Source organism: Streptomyces longhuiensis, from assembly GCF_020616555.1.
In the GTDB taxonomy this organism is placed as follows: Bacteria; Actinomycetota; Actinomycetes; order Streptomycetales; family Streptomycetaceae; genus Streptomyces; species Streptomyces longhuiensis.
Genome location: NZ_CP085173.1, coordinates 5,543,660 through 5,566,110 on the forward strand (window position 1 = coordinate 5,543,660; position 22,451 = coordinate 5,566,110).

24 protein-coding genes and 1 pseudogene are annotated in these 22,451 nt (G+C 71.4%); 13 read left to right on the forward strand and 12 right to left on the reverse strand.

All coding sequences use genetic code 11. The features are described 5' to 3' along the window. Positions 1 to 52: 52 nt before the first annotated feature. On the forward strand, positions 53 to 601 hold the full coding sequence (locus tag LGI35_RS25685; protein ID WP_227296682.1) for an SRPBCC family protein: 549 nt from the start codon (positions 53 to 55) through the stop codon (positions 599 to 601). Between the two features lie 189 nt (positions 602 to 790). Here the strand turns inward: LGI35_RS25685 and LGI35_RS25690 are convergent, their stop codons facing one another. From LGI35_RS25690 to LGI35_RS25700, 3 genes are all read right to left on the reverse strand, one after another. Beyond that, complete coding sequence (locus LGI35_RS25690) at positions 791 to 1,774, reverse strand: isopenicillin N synthase family dioxygenase (RefSeq protein ID WP_227296683.1); 984 nt, start codon at positions 1,772 to 1,774, stop codon at positions 791 to 793. Between the two features lie 63 nt (positions 1,775 to 1,837). Next, the gene (locus LGI35_RS25695) at positions 1,838 to 2,296 is read right to left on the reverse strand and encodes a nucleoside deaminase (RefSeq protein ID WP_227296684.1); all 459 of its coding nucleotides are present in this window, start codon (positions 2,294 to 2,296) and stop codon (positions 1,838 to 1,840) included. Next, positions 2,293 to 2,688 (reverse strand): PLD nuclease N-terminal domain-containing protein, encoded by a 396-nt coding sequence (locus tag LGI35_RS25700; protein WP_227296685.1) that lies wholly within the window; start codon positions 2,686 to 2,688, stop codon positions 2,293 to 2,295. The genes LGI35_RS25695 and LGI35_RS25700 overlap by 4 nt, the downstream gene beginning before the upstream one ends. A gap of 168 nt (positions 2,689 to 2,856) precedes the next feature. Here LGI35_RS25700 and LGI35_RS25705 point away from each other — a divergent pair, with 168 nt between their 5' ends. Genes LGI35_RS25705 through LGI35_RS25715 form a run of 3 tightly spaced genes read left to right on the forward strand, consistent with a single transcriptional unit; the run spans position 2,857 to position 5,919 of the window. Beyond that, positions 2,857 to 4,308, forward strand: a complete 1,452-nt coding sequence (locus LGI35_RS25705; RefSeq protein ID WP_100597997.1) for a menaquinone biosynthesis decarboxylase — start codon at positions 2,857 to 2,859, stop codon at positions 4,306 to 4,308. Next, complete coding sequence (gene mqnP, locus LGI35_RS25710; RefSeq protein WP_227296686.1) at positions 4,305 to 5,207, forward strand: menaquinone biosynthesis prenyltransferase MqnP; 903 nt, start codon at positions 4,305 to 4,307, stop codon at positions 5,205 to 5,207. The genes LGI35_RS25705 and mqnP overlap by 4 nt, the downstream gene beginning before the upstream one ends. A 31-nt stretch (positions 5,208 to 5,238) precedes the next feature. After that, entirely contained in the window at positions 5,239 to 5,919 is a 681-nt protein-coding gene (locus LGI35_RS25715) for a UbiX family flavin prenyltransferase (protein ID WP_227296687.1), read from the forward strand. On the opposite strand, the gene LGI35_RS46170 is transcribed toward LGI35_RS25715, so the two are convergent. Then, a complete protein-coding gene (locus tag LGI35_RS46170) occupies positions 5,916 to 6,047 on the reverse strand; it encodes a hypothetical protein (RefSeq protein ID WP_264484737.1) in 132 nt (43 codons plus the stop codon). The genes LGI35_RS25715 and LGI35_RS46170 overlap by 4 nt on opposite strands. A 172-nt stretch (positions 6,048 to 6,219) precedes the next feature. On the opposite strand from LGI35_RS46170, the gene LGI35_RS25720 reads away from it, so the two are divergent. Then, positions 6,220 to 6,675 (forward strand): Lrp/AsnC family transcriptional regulator, encoded by a 456-nt coding sequence (locus tag LGI35_RS25720; protein WP_116511305.1) that lies wholly within the window; start codon positions 6,220 to 6,222, stop codon positions 6,673 to 6,675. Positions 6,676 to 6,764: 89 nt separating this feature from the next. Further along, positions 6,765 to 7,928: an aminofutalosine synthase MqnE gene (gene mqnE / locus LGI35_RS25725; protein ID WP_227300504.1), complete on the forward strand. Its 1,164-nt coding sequence runs from the start codon at positions 6,765 to 6,767 to the stop codon at positions 7,926 to 7,928. Positions 7,929 to 8,015: 87 nt separating this feature from the next. Here mqnE and LGI35_RS25730 read toward each other — a convergent pair whose 3' ends face one another. Further along, entirely contained in the window at positions 8,016 to 8,540 is a 525-nt protein-coding gene (locus LGI35_RS25730) for a GNAT family N-acetyltransferase (protein WP_227296688.1), read from the reverse strand. Between the two features lie 105 nt (positions 8,541 to 8,645). Here LGI35_RS25730 and LGI35_RS25735 point away from each other — a divergent pair, with 105 nt between their 5' ends. The 3 genes from LGI35_RS25735 to LGI35_RS25745 all read left to right on the forward strand — a co-directional run bounded on the left by LGI35_RS25735 (position 8,646) and on the right by LGI35_RS25745 (position 11,456). Further along, positions 8,646 to 8,942, forward strand: a complete 297-nt coding sequence (locus LGI35_RS25735; RefSeq protein WP_116511299.1) for a DUF4229 domain-containing protein — start codon at positions 8,646 to 8,648, stop codon at positions 8,940 to 8,942. 393 nt (positions 8,943 to 9,335) lie between these two features. Beyond that, a complete protein-coding gene (locus LGI35_RS25740) occupies positions 9,336 to 10,682 on the forward strand; it encodes a dicarboxylate/amino acid:cation symporter (RefSeq protein ID WP_227296689.1) in 1,347 nt (448 codons plus the stop codon). Between the two features lie 126 nt (positions 10,683 to 10,808). Then, positions 10,809 to 11,456, forward strand: coding sequence for a TetR/AcrR family transcriptional regulator (locus tag LGI35_RS25745; protein ID WP_227296690.1), 648 nt, complete (start codon positions 10,809 to 10,811; stop codon positions 11,454 to 11,456). On the opposite strand, the gene LGI35_RS25750 is transcribed toward LGI35_RS25745, so the two are convergent. Further along, on the reverse strand, positions 11,436 to 12,278 hold the full coding sequence (locus LGI35_RS25750) for a MaoC/PaaZ C-terminal domain-containing protein (protein ID WP_227296691.1): 843 nt from the start codon (positions 12,276 to 12,278) through the stop codon (positions 11,436 to 11,438). The genes LGI35_RS25745 and LGI35_RS25750 overlap by 21 nt on opposite strands. A gap of 5 nt (positions 12,279 to 12,283) precedes the next feature. Further along, complete coding sequence (locus LGI35_RS25755) at positions 12,284 to 13,597, reverse strand: 3-oxoacyl-ACP reductase (RefSeq protein WP_227296692.1); 1,314 nt, start codon at positions 13,595 to 13,597, stop codon at positions 12,284 to 12,286. A gap of 70 nt (positions 13,598 to 13,667) precedes the next feature. Here LGI35_RS25755 and LGI35_RS25760 point away from each other — a divergent pair, with 70 nt between their 5' ends. After that, complete coding sequence (locus tag LGI35_RS25760) at positions 13,668 to 14,969, forward strand: acetyl-CoA C-acetyltransferase (protein WP_227296693.1); 1,302 nt, start codon at positions 13,668 to 13,670, stop codon at positions 14,967 to 14,969. Positions 14,970 to 14,982: 13 nt separating this feature from the next. Here the strand turns inward: LGI35_RS25760 and LGI35_RS25765 are convergent, their stop codons facing one another. Next, positions 14,983 to 15,855 carry a helix-turn-helix domain-containing protein gene (locus LGI35_RS25765; RefSeq protein WP_227296694.1) on the reverse strand — a complete coding sequence of 291 codons (873 nt, stop codon included), beginning with the start codon at positions 15,853 to 15,855 and terminating at the stop codon, positions 14,983 to 14,985. 265 nt (positions 15,856 to 16,120) lie between these two features. Between LGI35_RS25765 and LGI35_RS25770 the strand changes: the two genes are divergently transcribed. Next, entirely contained in the window at positions 16,121 to 17,551 is a 1,431-nt protein-coding gene (locus LGI35_RS25770; protein WP_227296695.1) for an MFS transporter, read from the forward strand. Here LGI35_RS25770 and LGI35_RS25775 read toward each other — a convergent pair. The 3 genes and pseudogenes from LGI35_RS25775 to LGI35_RS25785 all read right to left on the reverse strand — a co-directional run. Next, positions 17,548 to 18,594: an ATP-binding protein gene (locus LGI35_RS25775; protein WP_227296696.1), complete on the reverse strand. Its 1,047-nt coding sequence runs from the start codon at positions 18,592 to 18,594 to the stop codon at positions 17,548 to 17,550. The genes LGI35_RS25770 and LGI35_RS25775 overlap by 4 nt on opposite strands. Positions 18,595 to 18,887: 293 nt before the next feature. Next, entirely contained in the window at positions 18,888 to 19,202 is a 315-nt protein-coding gene (locus LGI35_RS25780) for an AzlD domain-containing protein (RefSeq protein WP_227296697.1), read from the reverse strand. Positions 19,203 to 19,408: 206 nt separating this feature from the next. Then, a pseudogene (locus tag LGI35_RS25785) lies at positions 19,409 to 20,140 on the reverse strand (AzlC family ABC transporter permease); the annotation flags it as partial. Positions 20,141 to 20,225: 85 nt separating this feature from the next. Between LGI35_RS25785 and LGI35_RS25790 the strand changes: the two are divergent. After that, entirely contained in the window at positions 20,226 to 20,789 is a 564-nt protein-coding gene (locus LGI35_RS25790; RefSeq protein WP_116511266.1) for a helix-turn-helix domain-containing protein, read from the forward strand. 122 nt (positions 20,790 to 20,911) lie between these two features. Here the strand turns inward: LGI35_RS25790 and LGI35_RS25795 are convergent, their stop codons facing one another. Beyond that, a complete protein-coding gene (locus tag LGI35_RS25795; protein WP_006138897.1) occupies positions 20,912 to 21,115 on the reverse strand; it encodes a cold-shock protein in 204 nt (67 codons plus the stop codon). Between the two features lie 291 nt (positions 21,116 to 21,406). Between LGI35_RS25795 and LGI35_RS25800 the strand changes: the two genes are divergently transcribed. Continuing rightward, positions 21,407 to 22,270: a menaquinone biosynthetic enzyme MqnA/MqnD family protein gene (locus LGI35_RS25800; protein ID WP_227296698.1), complete on the forward strand. Its 864-nt coding sequence runs from the start codon at positions 21,407 to 21,409 to the stop codon at positions 22,268 to 22,270. Positions 22,271 to 22,451 lie beyond the last annotated feature (181 nt).

The window sequence follows — 22,451 nt, forward strand, 5'->3', positions numbered from 1 at the left end:
GATCCCGGCGCCCAAGGGTGCGCGAAGCGCGCGGGCGCGCCAGCCTGGAGGTATGACCGAATCCAGCCACCCCACCGAGCCCGCGGCATCCGCCACACCCGTGGCGCCCGGCACGAGCCGGACCGAGGGTCACACTCACACCCTGCACTTCACGATCGCGCTTCCCCACCCCGTGGAGGAGGTCTGGGCGGCGGTGGCCACCCCGGCGGGACTGCCGGAGTGGCTGGCCGCCGCCGATGTGCTCGAACCACGGCTCGGCGGGGCGGTCACGCTGCGGTGGCTCAACAACGGGCGGGCCCACCCGGGCCGCGTCACCGCATGGGACGGCGAACGTGTAGCCGAGTACACGCTCGAAGGCCTGCACGGCCGCATGCGTTTCCATCTGGAGCCGACGGCCCCCGACGCGACGACCCTGCGGTTCACCGGCGAGATCGACGGCGACGACGCGGCGCGCCTGGACCACCTGGCCGCCTGGCACGACCACTTCGAGCACCTGGTCGCCGCGCTCGACGGGCGCCCGACGGACGAGCGGGCCTGGGCGGCCTGGAGCCCGGACCGCCGGCAGCAGCTCCGGGACAGCTACCTCAAGACCCCACAGTGATCAGTCCCCACAACGATCAAGACGTCGCGGCGATCAAGGCTCCATGCTGATCAAGGCGACACGGCAATCAAGGTGCCACGGCGATCAGGGGCTTCATGCCTCCCAAGGCGCCACTGCGATCAAGGGCTTCATGCCGCCCGTGTCACCACTGCGATCAAGGCGCCACAGCGAACCGAGGCTCGACCGCGATCAAGGCTCGACCGTGATGGCGTCCAGCTTCGCCCGCAGATACGTGTGCGAGTCGACGGGCTCGTACGCCACCCGGCCCTTCGGCGCGGGGACGGACTCGACGCTCGTGCGCGGGTCGCATTCGTAGAAGTAGACGAGCGACATCAGCTCCTCGGCGGGCAGGTCCGCCGGGGGAGGCAGGACGCGGTGCCGGCCGGAGCGCCAGCGGTCGCCGGTCCAACGTGCCATCAGGTCACCGATGTTGATGGTGAACGCGTCCGGTTCGAACGGCGCGTCCTCCCAGCCGCCCTCGTCGGTGTGGATCTGGAGTCCGCCCCTGCCCGCCTGCCGGTCCAGGACCGTGACCGTTCCGAAGTCGGTGTGCGGGCCGATGCGGAACTGGCCCTCCTCGGGCTCGCCGACGACGTCCGTGCCCGGGTACCAGTTGATGTTGAAGCCCCAAGTGGGGTGTGTGGTGTGCCGGGTGAAGAAGTCCGGCTCCTCGCCGAGCGCGACCGCGAGGAGTTCGAGCAGCAGGTCGGACAGCTCCCGCATCCGTCCCAGATACGTCTCGACGAGCGCGCGCAGCCCGGGCGTCTCGGCGGGCCAGGTGTTGGGCAGGAACCACTCCGCGTCGATCTCCGGGTCACCGGTCGGCAGTTCGGAGGCGTACGACAGGGACTCCTTCAGGTCGGGCGGGGTCTCGGTGCCCTCCGCGTAGCCGTTCGCCTCGGCGCCGGGGCCCAGCCAGCCCCGCCCGCCCACCTTCACGGCGTACGGCTCCTTCACCGCGGGCGGCAGCAGGAAGAAGCCGCGCGCCGCCTCCCGGATCCGGGCGCGCAGGCCCGGGTCCACGCCGTGCCCGGTGACTAGCAGGAATCCGGCGGTCCGCAGTGCCTCGTCGACGGTCCGGGCGATCTCGGCGCGCGCGTCCGGACCGCCGGAGAGCCAGGGCCGCAGATCGATCGTCGGGATGCGGGGCCGCGGCGCGGAAGTCTCGGTCATGCCCCCACTGTGGACGCGGCCCAGTGCCCGGGCAACGGGGCCTGACCCGGCCGGACGTGAGCGTTACTCGCCGATGTCCTCGTTCCACAGTTCGGGCCGGGCCGCGATGAACTCCTCCATCATGGCGACGCACTCGGGGTCGTCGAGCACCACGATCTCCACGCCGTGCTCGGCCAGCCAGTCGTGGCCGCCGTGGAACGTCCGCGCCTCACCGACGACGACCCGCGAGATCCCGAACTGCCGCACCAGACCGGAGCAGTACCAGCACGGCGACAGCGTCGTCACCATCGTCGTGCCCTTGTACGAGCGCTGCCGGCCCGCGTTGCGGAAGGCGTCCGTCTCGCCGTGCGCGGACGGATCCGCATCCTGCACACGGCGGTTGTGCCCGCGCCCGAGGACCTTCCCGTCCGCCGAGTAGAGGGCGGCGCCGATCGGGATGCCGCCCTCGGCGAGCCCGGCCCGCGCCTCCTCGACGGCCGTGGCCAGCCAGGTCCGCGCCAATTCGGCGTCGAAGGCGGTCACGCCTGCTCGCCGCCCTGCTCGCGCTCGCGCTTCTTGAGCTCCTCCTCGCGGCGGCGCAGATCGGCCTCCCAGTCCTTGAGGAGCGACTCGTCCTTCTTGTTCTCCTCGCGCAGGGAGTGCAGGAACTCGGGGTTGTCGTCGGGCGCGACCCACTGTGTGCGGTGGCTGCGGTGCCACTCGGACGGTGTCGAGCCACCCGCGGGCGCGTGCCGGCGCCTGCCCGCGACGAGCCAGGCGATCGGGCCGACGAGCACCTCGCCGAAGAGCAGGATGATGATGACCCACACGACCTTCGGCAGGCCCCTGACCTCCTCCTCCGGAGTGTTCAGGCAGTCGATGAAGGCGTAGATCCACAACGCCAGTACCAGCAGGAACGGCAAGTAGCGGAGCATGGTGTCGCGATCCCCCAAGGAGCGGCATGGGGACGATACGGGCCCCCGGTGACCGGGTCAGGGTAGCCGGTGCGCGCTGCGCCATCCCGGGGGACGACCCCCGGCCCCCCGGCCGAAGGGCAGGGGCGGGCGCAGGAAGAGCGTGCCCCCTCAGCGATACTGGGACGCATGGCTTACGACGATCTTCGCTCCCTCCTGCGGGCGCTGGAGCGCGAGGGCGACCTCAAGCGCATCAAGGCCGAGGTCGACCCCTATCTCGAGGTCGGTGAGATCGTCGACCGGGTGCAGAAGTCCGGCGGCCCCGCTCTCCTCTTCGAGAACGTGCGCGGCTCCTCGATGCCCCTCGCGATGAATGTGTACGGGACCGACCGGCGCCTGCTGAAGGCGCTCGGCCTGAAGTCCTACGAGGAGATCAGCGACAAGATCGGCGGCCTGCTGCGCCCCGAGCTGCCGCACGGCTTCGTGGGCGTGCGCGAGGCGTTCGGCAAGCTCGGCTCGATGGTCCACGTGCCGCCGAAGAAGGTGAAGGACGCGCCGGTGCAGGAGGTCGTCCTGCGCGGCGACGACGTGGACCTGGACCAGCTCCCGGCCCTGTTCACCTGGCCCGAGGACGGCGGCTCCTTCTTCAACCTGGGCCTGACGCACACCAAGGACCCCGAGAGCGGCATCCGCAACCTCGGGCTCTACCGGCTCCAGCGCCACGACCGGCGCACCATCGGTATGCACTGGCAGATCCACAAGGACAGCCGCAACCACTACCAGGTGGCCGCCAGGAAGGGCGAGAAGCTGCCGGTCGCGATCGCCTTCGGCTGCCCGCCCGCCGTGACGTACGCGTCGACGGCGCCGCTGCCCGGGGACATCGACGAGTACCTCTTCGCCGGGTTCATCCAGGGCAAGCGGATCGAGATGGTCGACTGCAAGACGGTGCCGCTCCAGGTGCCGGCGAACGCCGAAGTCGTCCTCGAGGGGTGGCTGGAGCCCGGGGAGATGCTCCCCGAGGGGCCGTTCGGCGACCACACCGGCTTCTACACGCCGCAGGAACCCTTCCCCGCGCTGACGATCGACTGCGTGACGATGCGCAAGCGCCCGCTGCTCCAGTCGATCGTGGTGGGGCGCCCGCCGACGGAGGACGGCCCTCTGGGCCGGGCCACGGAGCGCTTCTTCCTGCCGCTCCTCAAGATCATCGTGCCGGACATCGTGGACTACCACCTGCCCGAGTCGGGCGGATTCCACAACTGCGCGATCGTCTCGATCGACAAGAAGTACCCGAAACACGCGCAGAAGGTGATGCACGCCGTGTGGGGCGCGCACATGATGTCGCTGACCAAGCTGATCGTGGTCGTCGACTCGGACTGCGACGTGCACGACCTGCACGAGGTCGCGTGGCGGGCGCTCGGCAACACGGACTACGCCCGTGACCTGACCGTCGCCGAGGGGCCCGTCGACCACCTCGACCACGCGTCGTACCAGCAGTTCTGGGGCGGCAAGGCGGGCATCGACGCGACGAAAAAGTGGCCCGAGGAGGGCTACACGCGGGACGGCGGCTGGCCCGAGATGGTGCTGTCCGACCCGCAGACGGCGGCGACGGTCGACCGCCGTTGGAAGGAGTACGGCCTGTGACCAGCGCTTCCGCCGCGATCCCGCAGCCGGGCCGGACCAAGGCGTTCCTGCGCCTCGTCATGATCGAGCACTCGGTGTTCGCGCTGCCCTTCGCGTACATCGCCGCGCTCACCGCGATGTTCCAGATGGACAGGAACATCCACTGGTGGCGGCTGCTGCTCGTGACGATCGCGATGGTCGGCCTGCGCACGTTCGCGATGGCCGTGAACCGGATCATCGACCGCGAGATCGACGCCCGTAACCCGAGGACCTCCCACCGCGAACTCGTCACGGGCGCGATGTCCGTGAAGTCCGCCTGGACCGGCGCGCTCATCGCGCTCGTCGTCTTCCTCGGCGCGGCCGCCCTGCTCAACCCGCTGTGCCTGGCGCTCGCGCCCATCGCGGTCATCCCGATGGTCGTCTATCCGTACGGCAAGCGGTTCACGAACTTCCCGCAGGCCATCCTGGGTCTCGCCCAGGCGATGGGCCCGGTCGGCGCCTGGCTCGCGATCACGGGCGAGTGGTCGTGGGACGCGGTGATCCTCGGACTCGCGGTCGGCATCTGGATCGGCGGCTTCGACCTCATCTACGCCTGCCAGGACGTGGAGACCGACCGTGAGGTCGGCGTGATGTCGGTACCGGCCCGCTTCGGAATCCCGGCGGCGATCTGGGGAGCGCGCGGCTGCCACGCGCTCACCACGGCGCTGTTCGTCTGGTACGCCCTCGCCACGGACGCGGGCGCGTTCTTCTGGCTCGGCCTCGTCGTCGTCGCGGGCGCCTTCCTCTACGAGCACACGATTGTGCGGCCGCGCGACCTGTCCCGGCTCAACCGGGCCTTCTTCCAGGTCAACGGCTTCATCGGGATCGCCCTGTTCGCGTGTGCGCTGCTCGACCTCCTCGTGCGCGGCCTGACTGTCTGACCGCGCACGGGTGCCGGATAGGCTCGATGGCATGACCGCAGGAGAAATTGGGCGCCGGCCTTGGATCGTGGGGGTGTCCGGCGCATCGGGGACCCCGTATGCCGCCGCGGTTCTGCGCGCGCTGCTCGACGCGGGGGAGGACGTGGACCTCGTCGTCTCGCGCGCCTCGCGGCTGACGCTGCTCGACGAGACGGGGATCGCCTTCCGGGACGCGCACTGGCGCGAGGACCTCGGGCAGTGGCTGGCGCGCGGGGCGGACGGGAAGCCGGACACGTTCGCGGTGGGCGCCGCCCTCGAGCGGGTCAGGTACTGGTCCGCCGGGGATCTGGCGGCGGGACCGTCGTCCGGGTCGTATCCGGCGAAGGGCATGATCATCGTGCCCGCGTCCACGGCGTGCGTGGCGGGCGTGGCGCTCGGTCTGTCGAAGGATCTGCTCCAGCGCGCGGCGAGCGTGACACTCAAGGAAGGGCGCGGGCTGGTCGTCGCGGTGCGCGAGACGCCGCTGAACGGACAGACGCTGAAGCATCTGGTGGCGCTGGACGAGGCGGGCGCGGTGGTCCTGCCCGCCTCTCCGGCGTTCTACGCGGGGGCGACGCACATCCAGGATCTGGTGGACTTCGTCGCCGGGCGGGCGCTCGACGCGGCAGGGGTGCCGCATCGGCTCTACCGCCGGTGGGAGGGAGAGCTCGGGGGCGGCTCTCCGGACCGTTAGCGCTTCTTGGCGCGCGCGGCCCGCTTCTCAGCGGTACGCGCCTCGACGGCGGACTGGTGGGCACGCGAGCGGTTGGCCTGGTCCTGCAGCTCGCGCATACGGGCGTAGGCCATCTCGATCGTGTACACGGTGACAACACTCCTGAATGATCGTCTTTGATCGGTAGTCGAAGATCGCTTGGTAGGGAAGCCGAAGGTGAAACCGGGTTTCGGCTGAAAGATTCACAGGGGCAACGCCCTGCACGCCTTAGATTCTACACGTAAACTCGCGTCAACGCAGAATAATGAAAGGCATGGACCCATGGACGCCGTGGACAGGCAGCTCATTCAGGCCCTGCGCGAGAACGGCCGCGCCTCGTATGCCGAGCTGGGACGCCTCGTAGGCCTGTCCGGGCCCAGCGTCACCGACCGCATCAACCGCCTGGAGGCGGCCGGTGTCATCACCGGCTACCGCGCGACCGTCGACTCGCCCTCGCTCGGTCTCGGGGTCACCGCCCTGATCGGCATCTCGCTCTCCGACGCCGCCGACCACGAGGACGTGGCGCGCCGGCTCAAGGACCTCTACGAGATCGAGGACTGCTGGTTCATCGCGGGCGACGACTCCTACATGCTCAAGGTGCGGGTCGGCGACGTGGACGGCCTGGAGCGCACCATCCGCCGCCTCAGCGGCACGAAGGGTGTCTCGCGTACGCGCACCACGATCGTGCTGTCCACCAAGTGGGAGAACCGGGTGGGGGAGCTGCCTGAGGAGGAGTGAGGGAGGGCGCGAAGTGCCCGATGGGGGCCTCTTCCGCCCGAAGGGCGGGGAGTACGGTTGGCCGCAGTCTTTGGTGAGGAGCAATGGCAATGGACGTAGGGCTCAAGCGCGAGCTGGAGCAGAAGGTGCGGGACGGCGAGCGGCTGTCCCGTGAGGACGGCATCGCGCTGTACGAGTCGGACGACCTGGCCTGGCTGGGCGGGCTCGCCCACGAGGTGCGGACGCGCAAGAACGGCGACGTCGTCCACTTCAACGTCAACCGCCACCTCAACATGACGAACGTGTGCACCGCCTCGTGCGCGTACTGCTCGTTCCAGCGCAAGCCGGGCGAGAAGGACGCGTACACGATGCGCATCGAGGAGGCCGTCCGCCTCGCCAAGGCGATGGAGAACGAGAACCTCACCGAGCTGCACATCGTCAACGGCCTGCACCCGACGCTGCCCTGGCGCTACTACCCGCGCTCCCTGAAGGCCCTCAAGGAGGCGCTGCCGAACGTCGCGCTGAAGGCGTTCACGGCGACGGAGATCCACCACTTCGAGACGATCTCCGGGCTCTCCGCCTCCGAGATCCTCGACGAGCTGATCGAAGCCGGTCTGGAGTCGCTGACCGGCGGTGGCGCCGAGATCTTCGACTGGGAGGTCCGGCAGCACATCGTCGACCACGCCACCCATTGGGAGGACTGGTCGCGGATCCACCGCCTCGCGCACGAGAAGGGTCTCAAGACCCCGTCGACGATGCTGTACGGGCACATCGAGGAGCCCCGCCACCGCGTCGACCACGTGCTGCGCCTGCGTGAACTCCAGGACGAGACCGGCGGTTTCCAGGTCTTCATCCCGCTGCGCTACCAGCACGACTTCGTCGACATGAAGGACGGCAAGGTCCGTAACCGCCTCCAGGCGCGCACGACCATGGCGACCGGCGCCGAGGCGCTCAAGACCTTCGCGGTCTCCCGGCTCCTGTTCGACAACGTGCCGCACGTGAAGTGCTTCTGGGTCATGCACGGCGTGCAGACCACCCAGCTCGCGCTCCAGCACGGCGCCGACGACATGGACGGCTCGGTCGTCGAGTACAAGATCACGCACGACGCGGACAACTACGGGACGCCGAACAAGCTGACCCGCGAGGACCTGCTCGACCTGATCCGCGACGCCGGCTTCCGGCCCGTCGAGCGGAACACCCGGTACGAGATCATCCGCGAGTACGACGGCCCGGACCCGGCGCGCCGTGAGACGCCGCAGGCGATGCGCGTCTGACGCCGTCTCCGACGACAGGCAGGTGTGACGAAGAAGAGGGGTTCCGGCCGGTGGCCGGGCCCCTCTTCCCGTGTCGCGGTACGTGGGTCAGGCCACCGGCAGCAGCATCGTGATGTCGTCGCGGTCGTCGCCGGGGGCCACCCGGATCGCGCCGGGGACGCGGCCGACCTCCTTGTAGCCGCACGCCGCGTAGAAGCGGTCGGCGCCGGTGCCGCCGCGGCAGGTGAGGCGGATCGCCTCGATGCCGTCGAAGGCGCGGGCGGCGTCGGCGGCGGCGGCCATCAGTTCACGCCCGTACCCCTTGCCCTGGTGTCGCGGGTGGACCATCACCGTGTACAGCCAGATGTAGTGCTTCTGCAGGCGGTGCTGGTTGTACGTGAAGAAGGCCGTCGCCGCGACGGCGCCCTCCTCGTCGCGTCCGACCAGGAGCCGGGTGCGGCCCTCGGCCATCGCGGCGAGGTGCCTGACCAGCTCGGGGCGTATGTCCTCGGTGGTGACGGGCGGGACGAAGCCGACCGCTCCGCCCGCGTTGGACACGTCGGCCCAGAGCGCGAGGACGTCGTCCCGCAGCGCCGGTCCGATCTGCGGGTCCAACTGAAACGTAAGGGTCATAGGTCCACTCTAGCCATTACTTGCGATGCCGCTCAATGCCCTTCGGGGGCCGCATGCTTCACTGGGGGTGCGTAGGACCGATTCGGAACGGAAGAGTGGATTGACATGCTCCGCTACACGCTGATGCGCTTCGGGATCTTCGCGGGCTGCTTCCTTGTCGTCTGGGGCCTCGCCTCGACGGGCATCGTGCCCCGCGGTGCCGGAAGCTCGTACTTCCTGTGGATCGCCCTGCTCGGTCTCGTCATCTCCGCGCCCATCAGCTACGTCGTGCTGCGCAAGGAGCGCGACCGGGCCTCGGTTCAGATCGTCGAGCGCGTCGACCGCACGAAGGCCAACTACGAGCGCAATCGCACGCAGGAGGACCTCGCGGACGACGCGGCCCGCGCGCAGAGCGCCTCGTAACGCGCCTCGTCGTCACGCGCTCGCCCCCGAAGTCCCGTGTAAGAGACTCGTAAGCTTCGTCACAGCACAGGTGGCCCCGGCATCGCTCGATGCCGGGGCCACCTGCGTTTTCCAGGCCCAAGAACCATAGAAGGGTCATTTCTGACCCAAAGAACCCCTTTGATGTTCTCAAAGCATGAGTGTTAACGTGATTGTCATGAAGACATCCGCAGCCCGCATGCCCATGAGCGTTCCGCTCGTGGCGCGCCTGCATGTCGATCTCTGCCGTTGCATGTCCGCGGCCTGTCGCCTCTGAAGCGACCCCCCGATGCAGCGGCGCCCCTGGTTCTTCCTCCCGCGGTGGCCGCTTCCTTACGTCCGACCCCACCCGCGCGTCATCACTGGAGTGTGTCCGTGTCCGCGAACACCGCGTCCGCGTCCGAGAAGCAGAAGCCCCGCTTCCGGATACCCATCCCCTTCTGGGCCCAGGTCCTTCTCGGCCTCGTCGTCGGCCTCGTGCTCGGCTACGTCGCCCGCACCTACGACGTGTCCTGGCTCGCCACGACCCTCGACAAGGTCGGCGGCATCTTCATCCAGCTCCTGAAGCTGGCCGTGGCCCCGCTGGTCTTCTTCGCGATCCTGGTGTCGATCACCAATCTGCGTAAGGTCAACAACGCCGCGCGGCTCGCCAGCCGCACCCTGCTCTGGTTCATGATCACCTCGTTGATCGCGGTCGTCATCGGCCTCGCGATCGGCCTGATCACCAACCCGGGCAACGGCTCGAACCTCACCCCGGCCGACGGCTCCAAGCCCGACCACGCCGGCTCCTGGCTGGACTTCCTGACCGGCATCGTCCCGACCGATGTCGTCACGCCGTTCACCGAGCTCAACGTCCTGCAGATCGTCTTCATGGCGGTCGTGGCCGGTGTCGCCATCCTGAAGATCGGCCCGAAGGCCCAGCCGATCCTCTCCCTGTCCGAGTCGGTGCTCGAACTGCTGCAGAAGGCCCTGTGGTGGGTCATCCTGCTCGCCCCGATCGGCTCCGCCGGCCTCATCGGCCGCGCCATCGTCCAGTACGGCTGGGACCTCCTCGGCAACTACGCGACGTTCACGATCGACATCTACGTCGGCTGCGCCCTGGTCCTCTTCGGTGTCTACCCGCTGCTCCTCGCGACCGTCGCCAAGCTGAACCCGCTCCAGTTCTTCAAGGGCGCCTGGCCCGCGATCCAGCTGGCCTTCGTGTCCCGCTCCTCCGTCGGCACGATGCCCGTCACCCAGCAGTCCGCCGAGCGCCTCGGCGTCCCGCGCAACTACGCCTCCTTCGCCGTGCCGTTCGGCGCGACGACCAAGATGGACGGCTGCGCCGCGATCTACCCGGCGATCTCCGCGATCTTCGTCGCGCAGATCTTCGACGTGCAGCTCGGCATCAAGGAGTACCTGCTCATCGCGTTCGTCTCGGTGATCGGCTCCGCCGCGACCGCCGGACTGACCGGTGCCACGGTCATGCTGACGCTGACCCTGTCGACGCTCGGTCTCCCGATGGAGGGCGTGGGCCTGCTCCTCGCCATCGACCCGATCCTGGACATGATGCGCACCGCCACGAACGTGGCCGGACAGGCGCTCGTGCCGGTCATCGTGGCCGCCCGCGAGAACATCCTGGACCGCGTGAAGTACGACCGCGCCACCGCGTCTCCCGTCGAGGAGCTCGTGGCAGAGAGCCAGCACGAGGACGAGCCTCAGGCGGTGGGTGCCGCCGCCTGAGTCCCCAGGCTCGTACCCGTCCGCACCCCGCACCCGCCGGTTCCCTCCGGTCGTGGTGCGGGGTGTGTGCGTTGTGGTGGCTACGCTTGCGGGCGGACGCGGTGTGGAGAGAGGCGGGCGGCCGGGGTGGGCGAAGTGAGGGCCAAGCGGATGCCGCGGGCCGTGCGGGAGCGTCAGATGCTCGACGCGGCGGTGCGGGTGTTCGGTGAGCGTGGGTACCGGGCCGCGTCGATGGACGACATCGCGGAGCTCGCCGGGGTGTCGAAACCGCTGGTGTACCTCTATCTGAACTCCAAGGAAGAGCTCTTCTCCGCGTGCATCCAGCGCGAGTCGGCGGCCCTGATCGCGGCCGTACGCGCGGGTGTCTCCGACGGCGGGGGAGCCGACCGGCAGCTGTGGGACGGGCTCCGGGCGTTCTTCACGCACACGGCGCACCACCCCGACGGCTGGGCCGTCCTGCACAGCCACGCGCGGACGGGCGGTGAGCCGTTCGTCGTCGAGGTCACGGCCATGCGGGAGGAGATCGTCGCGTTCGTGACCGGGCTGATCGCCGCAGCGGCCAGGGAGGCGCACGGCGATCCCGCGCTGCCCGACCGCGAGGTCGCCGGGCTCGCGCAGGCGCTGGTCGGGGCAGCGGAGTCGCTGGCCGGCTGGGCCAACACGGACCCGTCGGTCACGGCCAAGGAGGCCGCGGCCACGCTGATGAACTTCGCCTGGTCGGGCCTCGGGAACCTGATGGAGGGCCGGCGCTGGTCACCCGCCCCCGGCGCGTAGCACCTCGCCCGTGACATGGGTGCGCGCCGAGCGGAGTTCGAAGGCGGGCCCCCGGGACGCGTACGTCACGGTCGCCGGCAGGAGTACGGGGGCCTTGAACGCGGCGCGCACCTGCACCTCGCCCTCCGCGCCGTGTTCGGCGAGGCAGCGGGCGACCGTCCACATGCCGTGCGCGATGGCGCGCGGGAAGCCGAAGAGGCGGGCCGTGAGCGGGTGCAGATGGATGGGGTTGCGGTCGCCGGACGCGGCGCCGTAACGGCGGCCCAGGTCGCCGGGCAGCTTCCATTCGGCCACGGCGGGCAGCGGCTCGGGACGCTCCTCGGCCACCGCCCTCACGGGTGCGCCGGTGCGGTGGCGCGCCAGGTAGGTGCTGGTCGAGGTCCACGCACGCGTGTCGCCCGCCCGCAGCTCGGTGACGACCGTGGCCTCCGTGCCGCGTCGGTGGGGCGCCAACTCCTTGACGTACACGGAGAGTTCGTACGCCTCGTCGACCGGCAGGTCCTGCCCCTGGGTGACGGTGACGGAGGTGTGGACGAGGCCGAGCAGAGGAAGCGGGAAGCGCCGCTCGGCCATGATCCGCATCGCCAGGGGGAAGCCGAGGACGTGCGGATACGTGACCGGGAGCGCGGCCGAGTCCGGGGCGAAGCCGCACACCTCGCGGTACGCGGCCAGTCGGGCGCGGTCGGCGCGCGCGGCCGGCAGGACCAGGCGGGTCCCGGGGGCCTCGGCGCCGGGGCCCGGGCGCTTGAGGGGTGAGAGCAGGGCGCCGCGGGCCAGGAGGGGCGGCAGGGACGGGGGCGCGGTGAGCGTGACGGTCGTCATGGACGTCAGGCCCCCAGCAGGCTCTGGCCGCAGACGCGGACGACCTGGCCGTTGACGGCGCCGGAGGCGGGGTGCGCGAGCCAGGCCGTCGTCTCCGCCACGTCCACCGGAAGCCCGCCCTGCCCGAGGGAGTTCATGCGGCGGCCCGCCTCGCGGATGAACAGCGGGACCGCGGCCGTCATCTTCGTCTCGATGAAGCCGGGCGCCACCGCGTTGACCGTGACGCCGTGTTCGGCGAGCGCCTTGGGGGCGAGGGAGCGGGTCAGTCCGACGATGCCCGCCTTGCCGGCCGCGTAGTTCGTCTGGCCCGCGTTCCCCGCGAGACCGGCGATGGATGCGGTGGCGACGATGCGGCCGCCGCGGCTGAGGGTGCCGGACGTGAGCAGGGCGTCCGTGGTGGTCAGGACGCTCGCGAGGTTCACGTCGAGGACCGTGGCCCAGCGGTCGGCGGGCATCTTGGCGAGGGTGCGGTCCCGGGTGATGCCCGCGTTGTGGACGAGGGTGTCCAGGGCGGGGACCGCGTCCGTGATCCGCTCGGCCGCGTCCGGGGACGTGATGTCGAGGGGCAGCGCGGTCGCGTCGAGGCGGGCCGCGAGTGCCTCCAGGTCAGCCTGTGCGGACGGCACGTCCAGGAGGACCAGGCGGGCCCCGTCCCGCGCGAGGACCTCCGCCACCGCCTCGCCGATGCCGCGGGCGGCGCCCGTGACCAGGGCCGTGCGGCCGGCCAGGGGGCGCGCCCAGTCGGCGGGCGTGGTGGTGCCGGCCGCCGCGACCTCGATCACCTGGCCGCTGACGTAGGCGGACTTGGGCGACAGGAGGAAGCGGAGGGTCGACTCGGCGGCTGCCACGGGCCCTTCGACGCGTACGAGGGTGACGGTGCGGCCGCGGCCGATCTCCTTGCCGAGGGAGCGCACGAACCCTTCGAGTGCCTGCTGGGCGGCGGCCTGGTGGTGGTCGTCGCGGGAGAGCGGGGCGCCGAGCACCACGATGCGGCCACTGGGCGCGACCGAGCGCGCGACCGGGTGCAGGGCCGCGTGCACCTCGGCGAGCGTGGCGACGCCCGTGACCGCGGTGGCGTCGAGGACGATCGCGGCGGGGCGCTCGGCCGCCGCCCGCACGTCGGGGCCGGTGCGCGCCAGCAGCTCCGCGAGCTCCGCCGTGTGCCCGGCCCCGCCCGCCGTGAGATGGAGCAACGGGCCGTCCAGCGACGGTCGTTCGGGCGTCCAGCGGTGCAGCTGTGCGGGCTGGGGGAGGCCCAGGCGGCGGGTCAGGAAGCGGCCCGGGGCCGTACCGGTGAAGTTCAGATAGCGGTCGGCCATTGTCCAACTCCCTGCGCGGTCGGTAATTTACTTCCGAGTAAGGTTACTCAACGGTCAGGAGTTGGTCGAGATGGAACGCCCGGCACGCCCGGTGAGCGCAGAACTGCCGCGCCGCGTCGCGGTCGTCGGCGGCAGCCGCATCCCCTTCGCCCGCTCCGACGGCCCCTACGCGACCGCCTCGAACCAGGACATGCTGACCGCGGCCCTCGACGGCCTCGCCGCGCGCTACGACCTCCACGCTCCCGGCGCCGTGGGCGAGTTCGTCGCCGGAGCCGTCCTCAAGCACAGTCGCGACTTCAACCTCGCGCGCGAGACCCTCCTCGGCTCGGCACTCGACCCGCGCACCCCGGCGTACGACATCCAGCAGGCCTGCGGCACCGGGCTCCAGGCCGTGATCGCCGCCGCCAACAAGATCGCGCTCGGGCAGCTCGACAGCGCGGTCGCCGGCGGCGCCGACACGGCGAGCGACGCGCCGCTCGGCGTCAACGACTCCCTGCGCCGCATCCTCCTCGACGCGCGGCGCGCCCGTTCCCTGCCCGCGCGCCTCAAGGCCCTGACCCGGGTGCGCCCCCAGCACCTCGTACCGGACATCCCGCGCAACGCCGAGCCGCGCACCGGGCTGTCCATGGGCGAGCACGCCGCCGTCACCGCGCGCGCCTGGGGCATCGCCCGCGAGGCGCAGGACGAGTTGGCCGCCGCCAGTCATCAGCGGCTCGCGGCCGCCTACGAGCGGGGCTTCCTGGACGACCTCGTCGTCCCCTACCGAGGGCTCGACCGTGACCAGAACCTGCGCCCCGGGTCCACCGTGGAGAAACTCGCCACGCTCAAGCCGGTGTTCGGCGCGGACGGCCCGAACCCGACCATGACGGCCGGGAATTCGACCCCGCTGACCGACGGCGCGGCCGTGGTCCTGCTCGCGAGCGAGGAGTGGGCCGCCGAGCGGGGACTCGAACCGCTGGCCCACCTCACGGCGTACGAGACCGGGGCGGTGGACTTCGTCGGCGGGGACGTGACCGGGGGAGAGGGGGATGGGCTGCTCATGGCGCCCGCCCACGCCGTGCCCCGGATGCTGGAGCGGGCCGGGCTCGGCATCGAGGACTTCGACCTCTTCGAGGTGCACGAGGCGTTCGCCTCACAGGTCCTCGCGACGCTGGCCGCCTGGGAGAAGCGGGGGCTCGCGCCCGTCGACCGGGCCCGCCTCAACGTCGCGGGGTCCTCCCTCGCGACCGGTCACCCCTTCGCCGCGACCGGCGCCCGCATCGTGGCCACCCTGGCGAAACTCCTGAGCGAACGCGATGCCCCCTCCCGCGGACTGATCTCGATCTGCGCCGCCGGCGGACAGGGCGTCACCGCGATACTCGAACGCGCTTGAGCGGCAAGGGAGGTCAGGGTTCCCGGCGGTCCGGGCGGGCCGCCGGGTCCAGGCGGAGCATGGCCGCCTCGTCCGGGCTGCCGGGCTCGGCCTGGTAGGTGACGAGGCGCTGGCCGCCCGTGCGCGCCAGCTGCATGACCTCGAAGGTGAGGGTCATCGGGCCGACCTTCGGGTGCGCGAACGTCTTGGTGCCGCCGCCGCGCTCGAGCACCTCGTACCGGTCCCAGAGTTTCGCGAACTCCGGTGACTTCAGGACGAGTTCGCCGACCAGGGCGGCCAGCTCCGGCGAGTTCGGGTCCTTGCCGCCCACCGCGCGCAGATGCGCCACCGACTGCGCGACCGTCTCCTCCCAGGGGACGTAGAGCTTGCGCCCCACAGGGTGCAGGAACAGATACCGGGTGATGTTGCGCTCCTCGTCCGGCCAGTCCCACAGCCCGGGCAGGAGTCGGCGGCCCGCCGGGTTCGCCGCCAGCACGTAGTTGTGCGGGCTCACCACGTACGCGGGCAGCGGACTGAGCGCCTCCAGGACCCGCCGGACCGAGTCGCGCACCGTGCGGTCGGTCGTGGGGTGCGGCTCGGTGAGACGGCCCGAGGCCAGCTCGGCCAGGTCGTGCAGCCGCTCGTGCGCGTCGCCGCACAGCCGCAGGGCGCGGCTGATCGCGTCGATCACGGCCGTGGAGGGGTTCGTCTCGCGGCCGCGCTCCAGTCGCGTGTAGTAGTCGACGCTGACACCGGCGAGTGTCGCCAGCTCCTCACGGCGCAGGCCCGGCGTCCGCCGGATCCCCGCGCCCGCGGGCAGCCCCGCGTCCGCCGGGCTCACGAGCGCGCGCCGCGCCTTGAGATACCTGCCCAGTTCCGTGCCGTCGTGCGTCGCTCCACCAGCCATACCCCCATTCTCCCTGCCCGGCGACGTTCCTGGGGGGCCGTGTCAGGACCAGGAACGCCGCGCCCCGGTGAACGGCGCCCTGCCACCTGGCGCCAACACCGCGCAGAGTTGATCCCGTTGCGGGCGGCCCGGCCGCCGCGGACCCAGGGGGTGCACGACACCGGGCCGCGGCCGCGGTCGCCGGAGCCGCCCGCACGAAGCCGTACCGGGGAGGAACCGACGGACCACGTCGCCCACCCGTTTCTCCACCCGAGGAGCCCCGAAGATGCCGTCCGCCGCCACCCACGCCGACCAGCGGAACCCGACCCGTGTCCCATCCTCGGAGGCCGGTTCGCCGGCACCCGTGCGGGCGTCCGGCTTCGCCCTCGGCGCCGCGCTCCTCGGATTCACCGTCATCTCCATCGACGTCTCCGCCGTGAACATCGCCCTGCCCGCCATCCGTACGTCCCTGCACGGCGGCATCACCGGGCTCCAGTGGATCGTCGACGCGTACACCCTGATGTTCGCCGCGCTCATGCTCTCCGCAGGGGCGCTCGCCGACCGGGCCGGTGCGCGGCGTGCCTACGCCTGGGGCGTCGCACTGTTCACCCTCGCCTCGCTCGCCTGCGCCCTCGCGCCCGGCATCGGCACGCTCGTCGCGGCCCGTGTCGTCCAGGGCGGCGCCGCGGCCGTCGTGATGCCGGCCTCGCTCGCGCTGATCCGTCAGGCCTACGACGACGCGCGTCACCGCGCACGGGCCATCGCCCTGTGGACGGTGGGCGGTTCGGTCGCCATGGCCGTCGGCCCCGTCCTCGGCGGCATACTCACCGAGGCCGCCGGCTGGCGCGCCGTCTTCTTCCTGAACCTTCCGGTGGGCGCCCTGATCCTGGCCCTCCTCACCCGCGTCCCGCGCTCCCCGCGCCGTCCCGCCCCGCTCGACCTGGCCGGCCAGGTCACCGCGGTCCTCGCGCTCGCCGGGCTCGCCTTCGCGGTCATCGAGGGCGGCCACGCGGGCTGGACGGCCCCGTCCGTCCTCGTGGCTCTCGGCGTGGCCGTCGCCGGGGCGCTCGCCTTCCTCGCCGCCGAGAAGCGCCACCGCGCGCCCATGGTCCCGCTGCCCCTGCTGCGGCGGCGCGACGTGAGCGTCTCCCTCGCCATCGGCTTCGCCGTCAACGTCGCCTTCTACGGCGCGATCTTCCTGCTCGGCCTCTACTACCAGCAGCTGCGCGGCATGTCCGGCACCGAGGCGGGTCTCATGTTCGTACCGCTGGCCGCGATCATCACGTCGACCAACCTCGTCTCCCCGCCGATGGCCGAGCGCTTCGGCCGCCGTCCCGTCATCGTGACCGGGCAGGCCGTCCTCGCCCTCGGCATGTTCTGCCTGCTGCCGCTGGCCCCGCACACCCCGGTCTGGCTGATCCTGCTCCTGCTCGTCCCGACGGGCATGGGCGGCGCGTTCGCGGTCCCCGCGCTCACCGCCCTGCTCATGGACAGCGTTCCGGCGGCCCGCGCGGGCACGGCCTCCGGCCTCCTGAACGCGTTCCGCCAGACCGGCGGCGCCCTCGCCGTCGCCCTCTTCGGCTCCCTCATCGCGGGCGGCGCCGGTGACGGCTTCTCACTCGGGGGCATGCGGACGAGCCTGATCGTCGCGGGCGGCCTCCTGTGCGTGACGGCGGCGCTGGCGGCCTGGGCCCTGCCCGGGAAGAAGAACGGCTAGGGCGCGACAGAGTCGTTGTGCAGGCAGTGCGCCAGGCACCGGCGCCGGAACTCGGCGTCCTCGCCCAGCCGTTCCAGCAGATGCCTGCCGTACGCACGCGTGGCCGCAGTCATACGGAAGGCGCCGGGGGTCGACGGCTCGGGTGTGAACAGGGAGTGGGCCATGAGCCCCTCGAAGGCGCGGGCGAGCTCGTCGGCCGGCAGCCGGTCGTCCGCGCACACCGTCACCGTGTCGGACAGGGTGAAAGGCCCGGTGAAGACGGAGGCCCGCGCCCACAGCAGCCGTTCGCCGGGCGGGCAGAGCCGCTGGCTCCAGCGCAGCGAGGCGCGCAGTGTGCGCAGCCGGTGCGGCAGCGCGGGCATCGGGGCGGGCAGGTCGAGGAGGCGCTCGGGGTGGCCGATGAGTGACAGCAGGTCGTCGGCGTCGTGGCGGTTCAGCTGGCCCGCCGCGATGCGCAGGGCGAGCGGCAGGCCGCCGAGTGCCGCGCAGACGCGGCGGGCCGGCTCGGGGTCCGGGTCCCGCGGCGCCCCGAGTGCCCGCGCGGCCGTCCTGAGCAGGCGGGCCGCGCCGCCGGGGGTGAGCGGGGGCAGCGGGAACGTGACCGGGGTGTCCAGCGGGACCCTGCTGGTGGCGAGGACGCGAAGCTCCGGGCACGTCTGTACGAGGTGCAGCAGCGTGGCGGCGCACTCCGCGGCCTGCCGCTCGCAGGTGTCGATGACGAGGAGCACCGGGCGCCGCCCGATCGCGGCGGCCAGCGCGGGGAGTTGCGGCACCGCGGGATCGCCGTCGATGCGCAGGGCGCGGGCGAGCGCGTGCGGCACGAGTCCGGGGATGTCGAGCGTGGCCAGGTCGGCGGTGCCCGTCGCGGACCAGGGCTCGCGGCGCATACGCCGTGCGACTTCGGCGGCGAGCGCGCTCTTGCCGACGCCGCCCGGCCCGGCGACCGTGACCAGGCGCTCCGCGCGCAGCAGCCCTTCGAGCGCGGCCGCGGCGCCGCCCCGGCCGACGAGTCCCACGGCCCGGGTGTGCAGGAGCTCCGGCATGTTCTGGTGCCTCCGTCGTGCTGCCTCTTGCTGCGTTCCGGTCGGATGCGGCCAGCATGTGCCGGGCGGGCGGTCCCCGGCATCGGTGCGTGCGCAGAAATCGGCATACGTGGCCTCTGCGCGGTTCCGGTCGGTGACGCGGGCCGATCACAGTAGCGGCGGTTCCCCTGATGTCGGTCCGCGCGACCGATTGGAGCCACAATTCGTTCGTATGCCGCCGAATGGGCCCGGCCTGGGGCGATTTGGAGGCGTTCACCGCTCGATCCTGAACGGATTGCCGCACCTGGGGGGTGCTACGACATGCCTACGAGCCGCAGGAGGCCCGTCGTCGCGGCGGCGCCCACGACGACGACGGCGAAGGGCGCCTTCCGCCACGCGAGCAGCCCGCCGGCCAGCACTCCGGCGGGCCGCGCCCACCCGGCGAAGCCGTGCCCCTCGGTCAGCGCCCCCGTCGCGAGCAGACCCACCAGCAGCACGGTCGCCCCGACGGTCAGCAACTCCTGCACCCGCGCGGGCAGTTCGACCCGCCCGTGCAGCAGGGGCCCGGCGAGCCGGAAGGCGTACGTCCCGGCGGCCAGGACGAGGACGGCGACGAGCGTGGCGTTCACGAGGAGGCTCCCGGGGAGGTCGTGCTGGAAGGGGGGCCCGGGCGGGGCGTACGGGAAGGGAATTCCGGACGGGGCATACGGGAAGGGGCTCCCGGACGGTGCGTGGGGGAAGTGGTTCCCCGGCGGGTCGTACGGGAGTTGGATCCCGGACGGGTCGTACGCGAAGGGGATCCCGGACGGGGCGTGCGGGAAGGGGTCATCCGTCGGGGCGTGCGGGCCACGAGCAGTCCCGTCAGCGCCAGCAGGACCGGTACCCCCGCGGGCAGCACCGGCGTCGCGGCGACCGCGATCACCGCGCCGACCGCCGCCGCACGCCGTACCCCGGCCGAGCCGCGCAGCGCGGGCAGGACGAGGGCGAGGAGCACCGCCGGGAACGCCGCGTCCAGGCCGAACCGGGCGGTGTCCCCGAGCGCGGAGCCCGCGAGCGCCCCGGCGAGCACGCTGAGGTTCCAGGCGGCGAAGAGCCCGAGGCCCGATATCCAGAACGCCGCCCTGCGCCGCCGGGGATCGCGCTGCGCGAGGACGAACGCCGCCGTCTCGTCGGTGACGAGGTGCGCGCCGACGAGGCGTACGGGCCAGGACCGGCCGAGTGCGTCCGCGACGGCCAGACTGAACGCGGCCGTGCGGGTGTTGAGCAGCAGCCCGGTCGCCGCGGCGGCCACGGGACCGCCACCCGCCGCGAGCACGGCGACGGTGCTGAACTGCGCCGACCCGGCGAAGACGATCAGCGACATCAGCACGGGAACCCAGACGGGCAGCCCGCCGGTGACCGCGATCGCGCCGAAGGAGACTCCCACGACGGCGTCGGCGAGGCAGACGAGCGCGATGTCGCGCAGGAGACGCCGGTCGGCGCGGGCGGGAGCGGCGGCGAGGTCCGAGGGTGTGCCAGAGGCCGCCGTTCGCTCAAGCGGGCTTTCTGTTCGGTGTGACGAACGCATACTCGTAGAATGGACACGAGACCATCCGTTCGTCAAGGCGAACGATTTGGCCCGCCGCAGCGAACGAACGGTGAATAGGAGCAGCATGGCCGGCGAGACCCCCCGCCTCCCCCTCGACCGCATCGCCGCGGCCCTGCGCCGCGAGCGCGGCCGGGCCGGGATCTCCCTGTCCGAGCTGGCCAAGCGCGCGGGGATCGCCAAGTCCACGCTGTCGCAACTGGAGTCGGCGAGCGGGAACCCGAGTCTGGAGACCCTCTGGGCGCTGAGCGTCGCGCTCGACGTCCCGCCGAGTCTGCTGCTCGACCCGCCGCGCCCCGTCGTCCAGGTCATCAGGGCGGGCCAGGGCGTCGCCGTACCGTCCGAGCAGGCCGACTACGCGGCGACGCTGCTCTCGCCGAACCCGCCGGGCTCCCGCCGTGACCTCTACTTCCTCCAGGTCGAGCCCGGCGCGCCCCGTGAATCGGAGCCCCACATGCCGGGCGCCGTCGAGCACATCGTCGTGGGCACCGGCCGGGTCCTCGCGGGACCCCAGGACGACCCGGTCGAACTCGGCCCGGGCGACTACATGTCGTACCCCGGCGACGTCCCGCACACCTGCCGCGCCCTGGAGCCGGGTACGACCTGTGTTCTGGTCATGCAGTACGCGTGAGCCGAAAAGGCAGGAGCCCCGTCTCCGCCGCGTGCCGGGGCACTTGGCGGAGCGGGGCTCCTTGGGTACTGCATCCGTTCCGGAGTCACGACGTCCCAAGGGCAAACCTGGGGACGCCCCACTTACATGGGGGTGACGTTCTCCGCCTGCGGGCCCTTCGGGCCCTGCGTGACGTCGAAGCTCACGGCCTGGTTCTCCTCGAGGGAGCGGAAGCCGTTTGCGTTGATCGCGGAGTAGTGGACGAAGACGTCCGGGCCGCCGCCTTCCTGGGCGATGAAGCCAAAGCCCTTTTCAGCGTTGAACCACTTCACGGTTCCGGTAGCCATAAGCCCTCCTTGGGCCAAAGGGTCGCCCTGCTCCAGAACCTGCAAATGCACTTGCGAACAACTGCAAAAGTCTGAAAACGACGAGAGCCCGCGGTCACATGCTCCGCAGGCTCTGTACTGCAAGGGAAACCAAACTGCAACTTGCGGCGAGCCTAGCACGCAGGCACCGGAATGCAATAGAGGGAAAGATCACGTCACCCGGAGGTTTGACACGGGGCGCCAAAGGGTTGACAGAGCCGACTCGGGGACCCTGAAGCCTGCACCGTACCGCATGGGGTCTAGCCTCGCGATGTGGACAATTCTCCCGAGACCCCGCAGCGCAACCGGCCACGAGTCGGCCACATCCAGTTCCTCAACTGCATGCCCCTGTACTGGGGACTTGCCAGGACGGGAACGCTCCTCGACCTCGAGCTCACGAAGGACACCCCGGAGAAGCTCAGCGAGAGCCTCGTCCAGGGCGACCTCGACATCGGGCCCATCACCCTCGTCGAGTTCCTGAAGGCCGCCGACCAGCTCGTCGCCTTCCCCGACCTCGCGGTCGGCTGCGACGGCCCGGTGATGTCGTGCGTGATCGTCTCGCAGGTACCTCTCGACCAGCTCGACGGGCGGCGGGTCGCGCTCGGCTCCACCTCGCGCACGTCCGTGCGCCTCGCGCAGTTGCTGCTCGCCGACCGTTTCGGCGTACAGCCCGACTACTACACGTGCCCGCCCGACCTGGGCCTGATGATGCAGGACGCGGACGCGGCCGTGCTCATCGGGGACGCGGCCCTGCGCGCCAACCTCCACGACGCGCCGCGCCTGGGACTGCAGGTGCACGACCTCGGCGCCCTGTGGAAGGAGTGGACGGGACTGCCGTTCGTCTTCGCCGTGTGGGCCGCCCGCAAGGACTACGCGGAGCGCGAGCCGCTCATCACGCGCAAGGTGCACGAGGCGTTCCTCGCCTCCCGGGACGTGTCCCTGGAAGAGGTCACCAAGGTCGCCGAGCAGGCCTCCCGCTGGGAGGTCTTCGACGAGGAGATCCTCGAACGCTATTTCACGACGCTCGACTTCCGCTTCGGTACGCGGCAGCTGGAGGGCGTCACGGAGTTCGCCCGCCGGGTGGGTCCGACGACCGGCTTCGCGGCCGATGTCCGGGTCGATCTGCTGCAGCCGTGACGCGGTAGCTCCGCCGGCCCCGGAAGGCGTACGGGAATTCCCCCGCGGGAATTCGCGTACGCCTTCTGTGTGCCGCTCCCTCTCGTGCGCGGGGCAATTCCGGCTATCCGGGAAACAACGGGCCGTTCGGTTGCGATCGCCTGTGAACGTCAGGAATTTCACCGGTGAACGTTTTGAATAC

Coding starts and splice junctions, on each gene's coding strand:
- LGI35_RS25705 (WP_100597997.1), top strand. CDS start 2,857: ATGGCTTACGACGATCTTCGCTCCCTCCTGCGGGCGCTGGAGCGCGAG.
- LGI35_RS25760 (WP_227296693.1), top strand. CDS start 13,668: ATGGAACGCCCGGCACGCCCGGTGAGCGCAGAACTGCCGCGCCGCGTC.
- LGI35_RS25790 (WP_116511266.1), top strand. CDS start 20,226: ATGGCCGGCGAGACCCCCCGCCTCCCCCTCGACCGCATCGCCGCGGCC.
- LGI35_RS25755 (WP_227296692.1), bottom strand. CDS start 13,597: ATGGCCGACCGCTATCTGAACTTCACCGGTACGGCCCCGGGCCGCTTC.
- mqnE (WP_227300504.1), top strand. CDS start 6,765: ATGGACGTAGGGCTCAAGCGCGAGCTGGAGCAGAAGGTGCGGGACGGC.
- LGI35_RS25765 (WP_227296694.1), bottom strand. CDS start 15,855: ATGGCTGGTGGAGCGACGCACGACGGCACGGAACTGGGCAGGTATCTC.
- LGI35_RS25685 (WP_227296682.1), top strand. CDS start 53: ATGACCGAATCCAGCCACCCCACCGAGCCCGCGGCATCCGCCACACCC.
- LGI35_RS25750 (WP_227296691.1), bottom strand. CDS start 12,278: ATGACGACCGTCACGCTCACCGCGCCCCCGTCCCTGCCGCCCCTCCTG.
- LGI35_RS25690 (WP_227296683.1), bottom strand. CDS start 1,774: ATGACCGAGACTTCCGCGCCGCGGCCCCGCATCCCGACGATCGATCTG.
- LGI35_RS25735 (WP_116511299.1), top strand. CDS start 8,646: ATGCTCCGCTACACGCTGATGCGCTTCGGGATCTTCGCGGGCTGCTTC.
- LGI35_RS25720 (WP_116511305.1), top strand. CDS start 6,220: ATGGACGCCGTGGACAGGCAGCTCATTCAGGCCCTGCGCGAGAACGGC.
- LGI35_RS25770 (WP_227296695.1), top strand. CDS start 16,121: ATGCCGTCCGCCGCCACCCACGCCGACCAGCGGAACCCGACCCGTGTC.
- LGI35_RS25775 (WP_227296696.1), bottom strand. CDS start 18,594: ATGCCGGAGCTCCTGCACACCCGGGCCGTGGGACTCGTCGGCCGGGGC.
- LGI35_RS25700 (WP_227296685.1), bottom strand. CDS start 2,688: ATGCTCCGCTACTTGCCGTTCCTGCTGGTACTGGCGTTGTGGATCTAC.
- LGI35_RS25715 (WP_227296687.1), top strand. CDS start 5,239: ATGACCGCAGGAGAAATTGGGCGCCGGCCTTGGATCGTGGGGGTGTCC.
- LGI35_RS25795 (WP_006138897.1), bottom strand. CDS start 21,115: ATGGCTACCGGAACCGTGAAGTGGTTCAACGCTGAAAAGGGCTTTGGC.
- LGI35_RS25730 (WP_227296688.1), bottom strand. CDS start 8,540: ATGACCCTTACGTTTCAGTTGGACCCGCAGATCGGACCGGCGCTGCGG.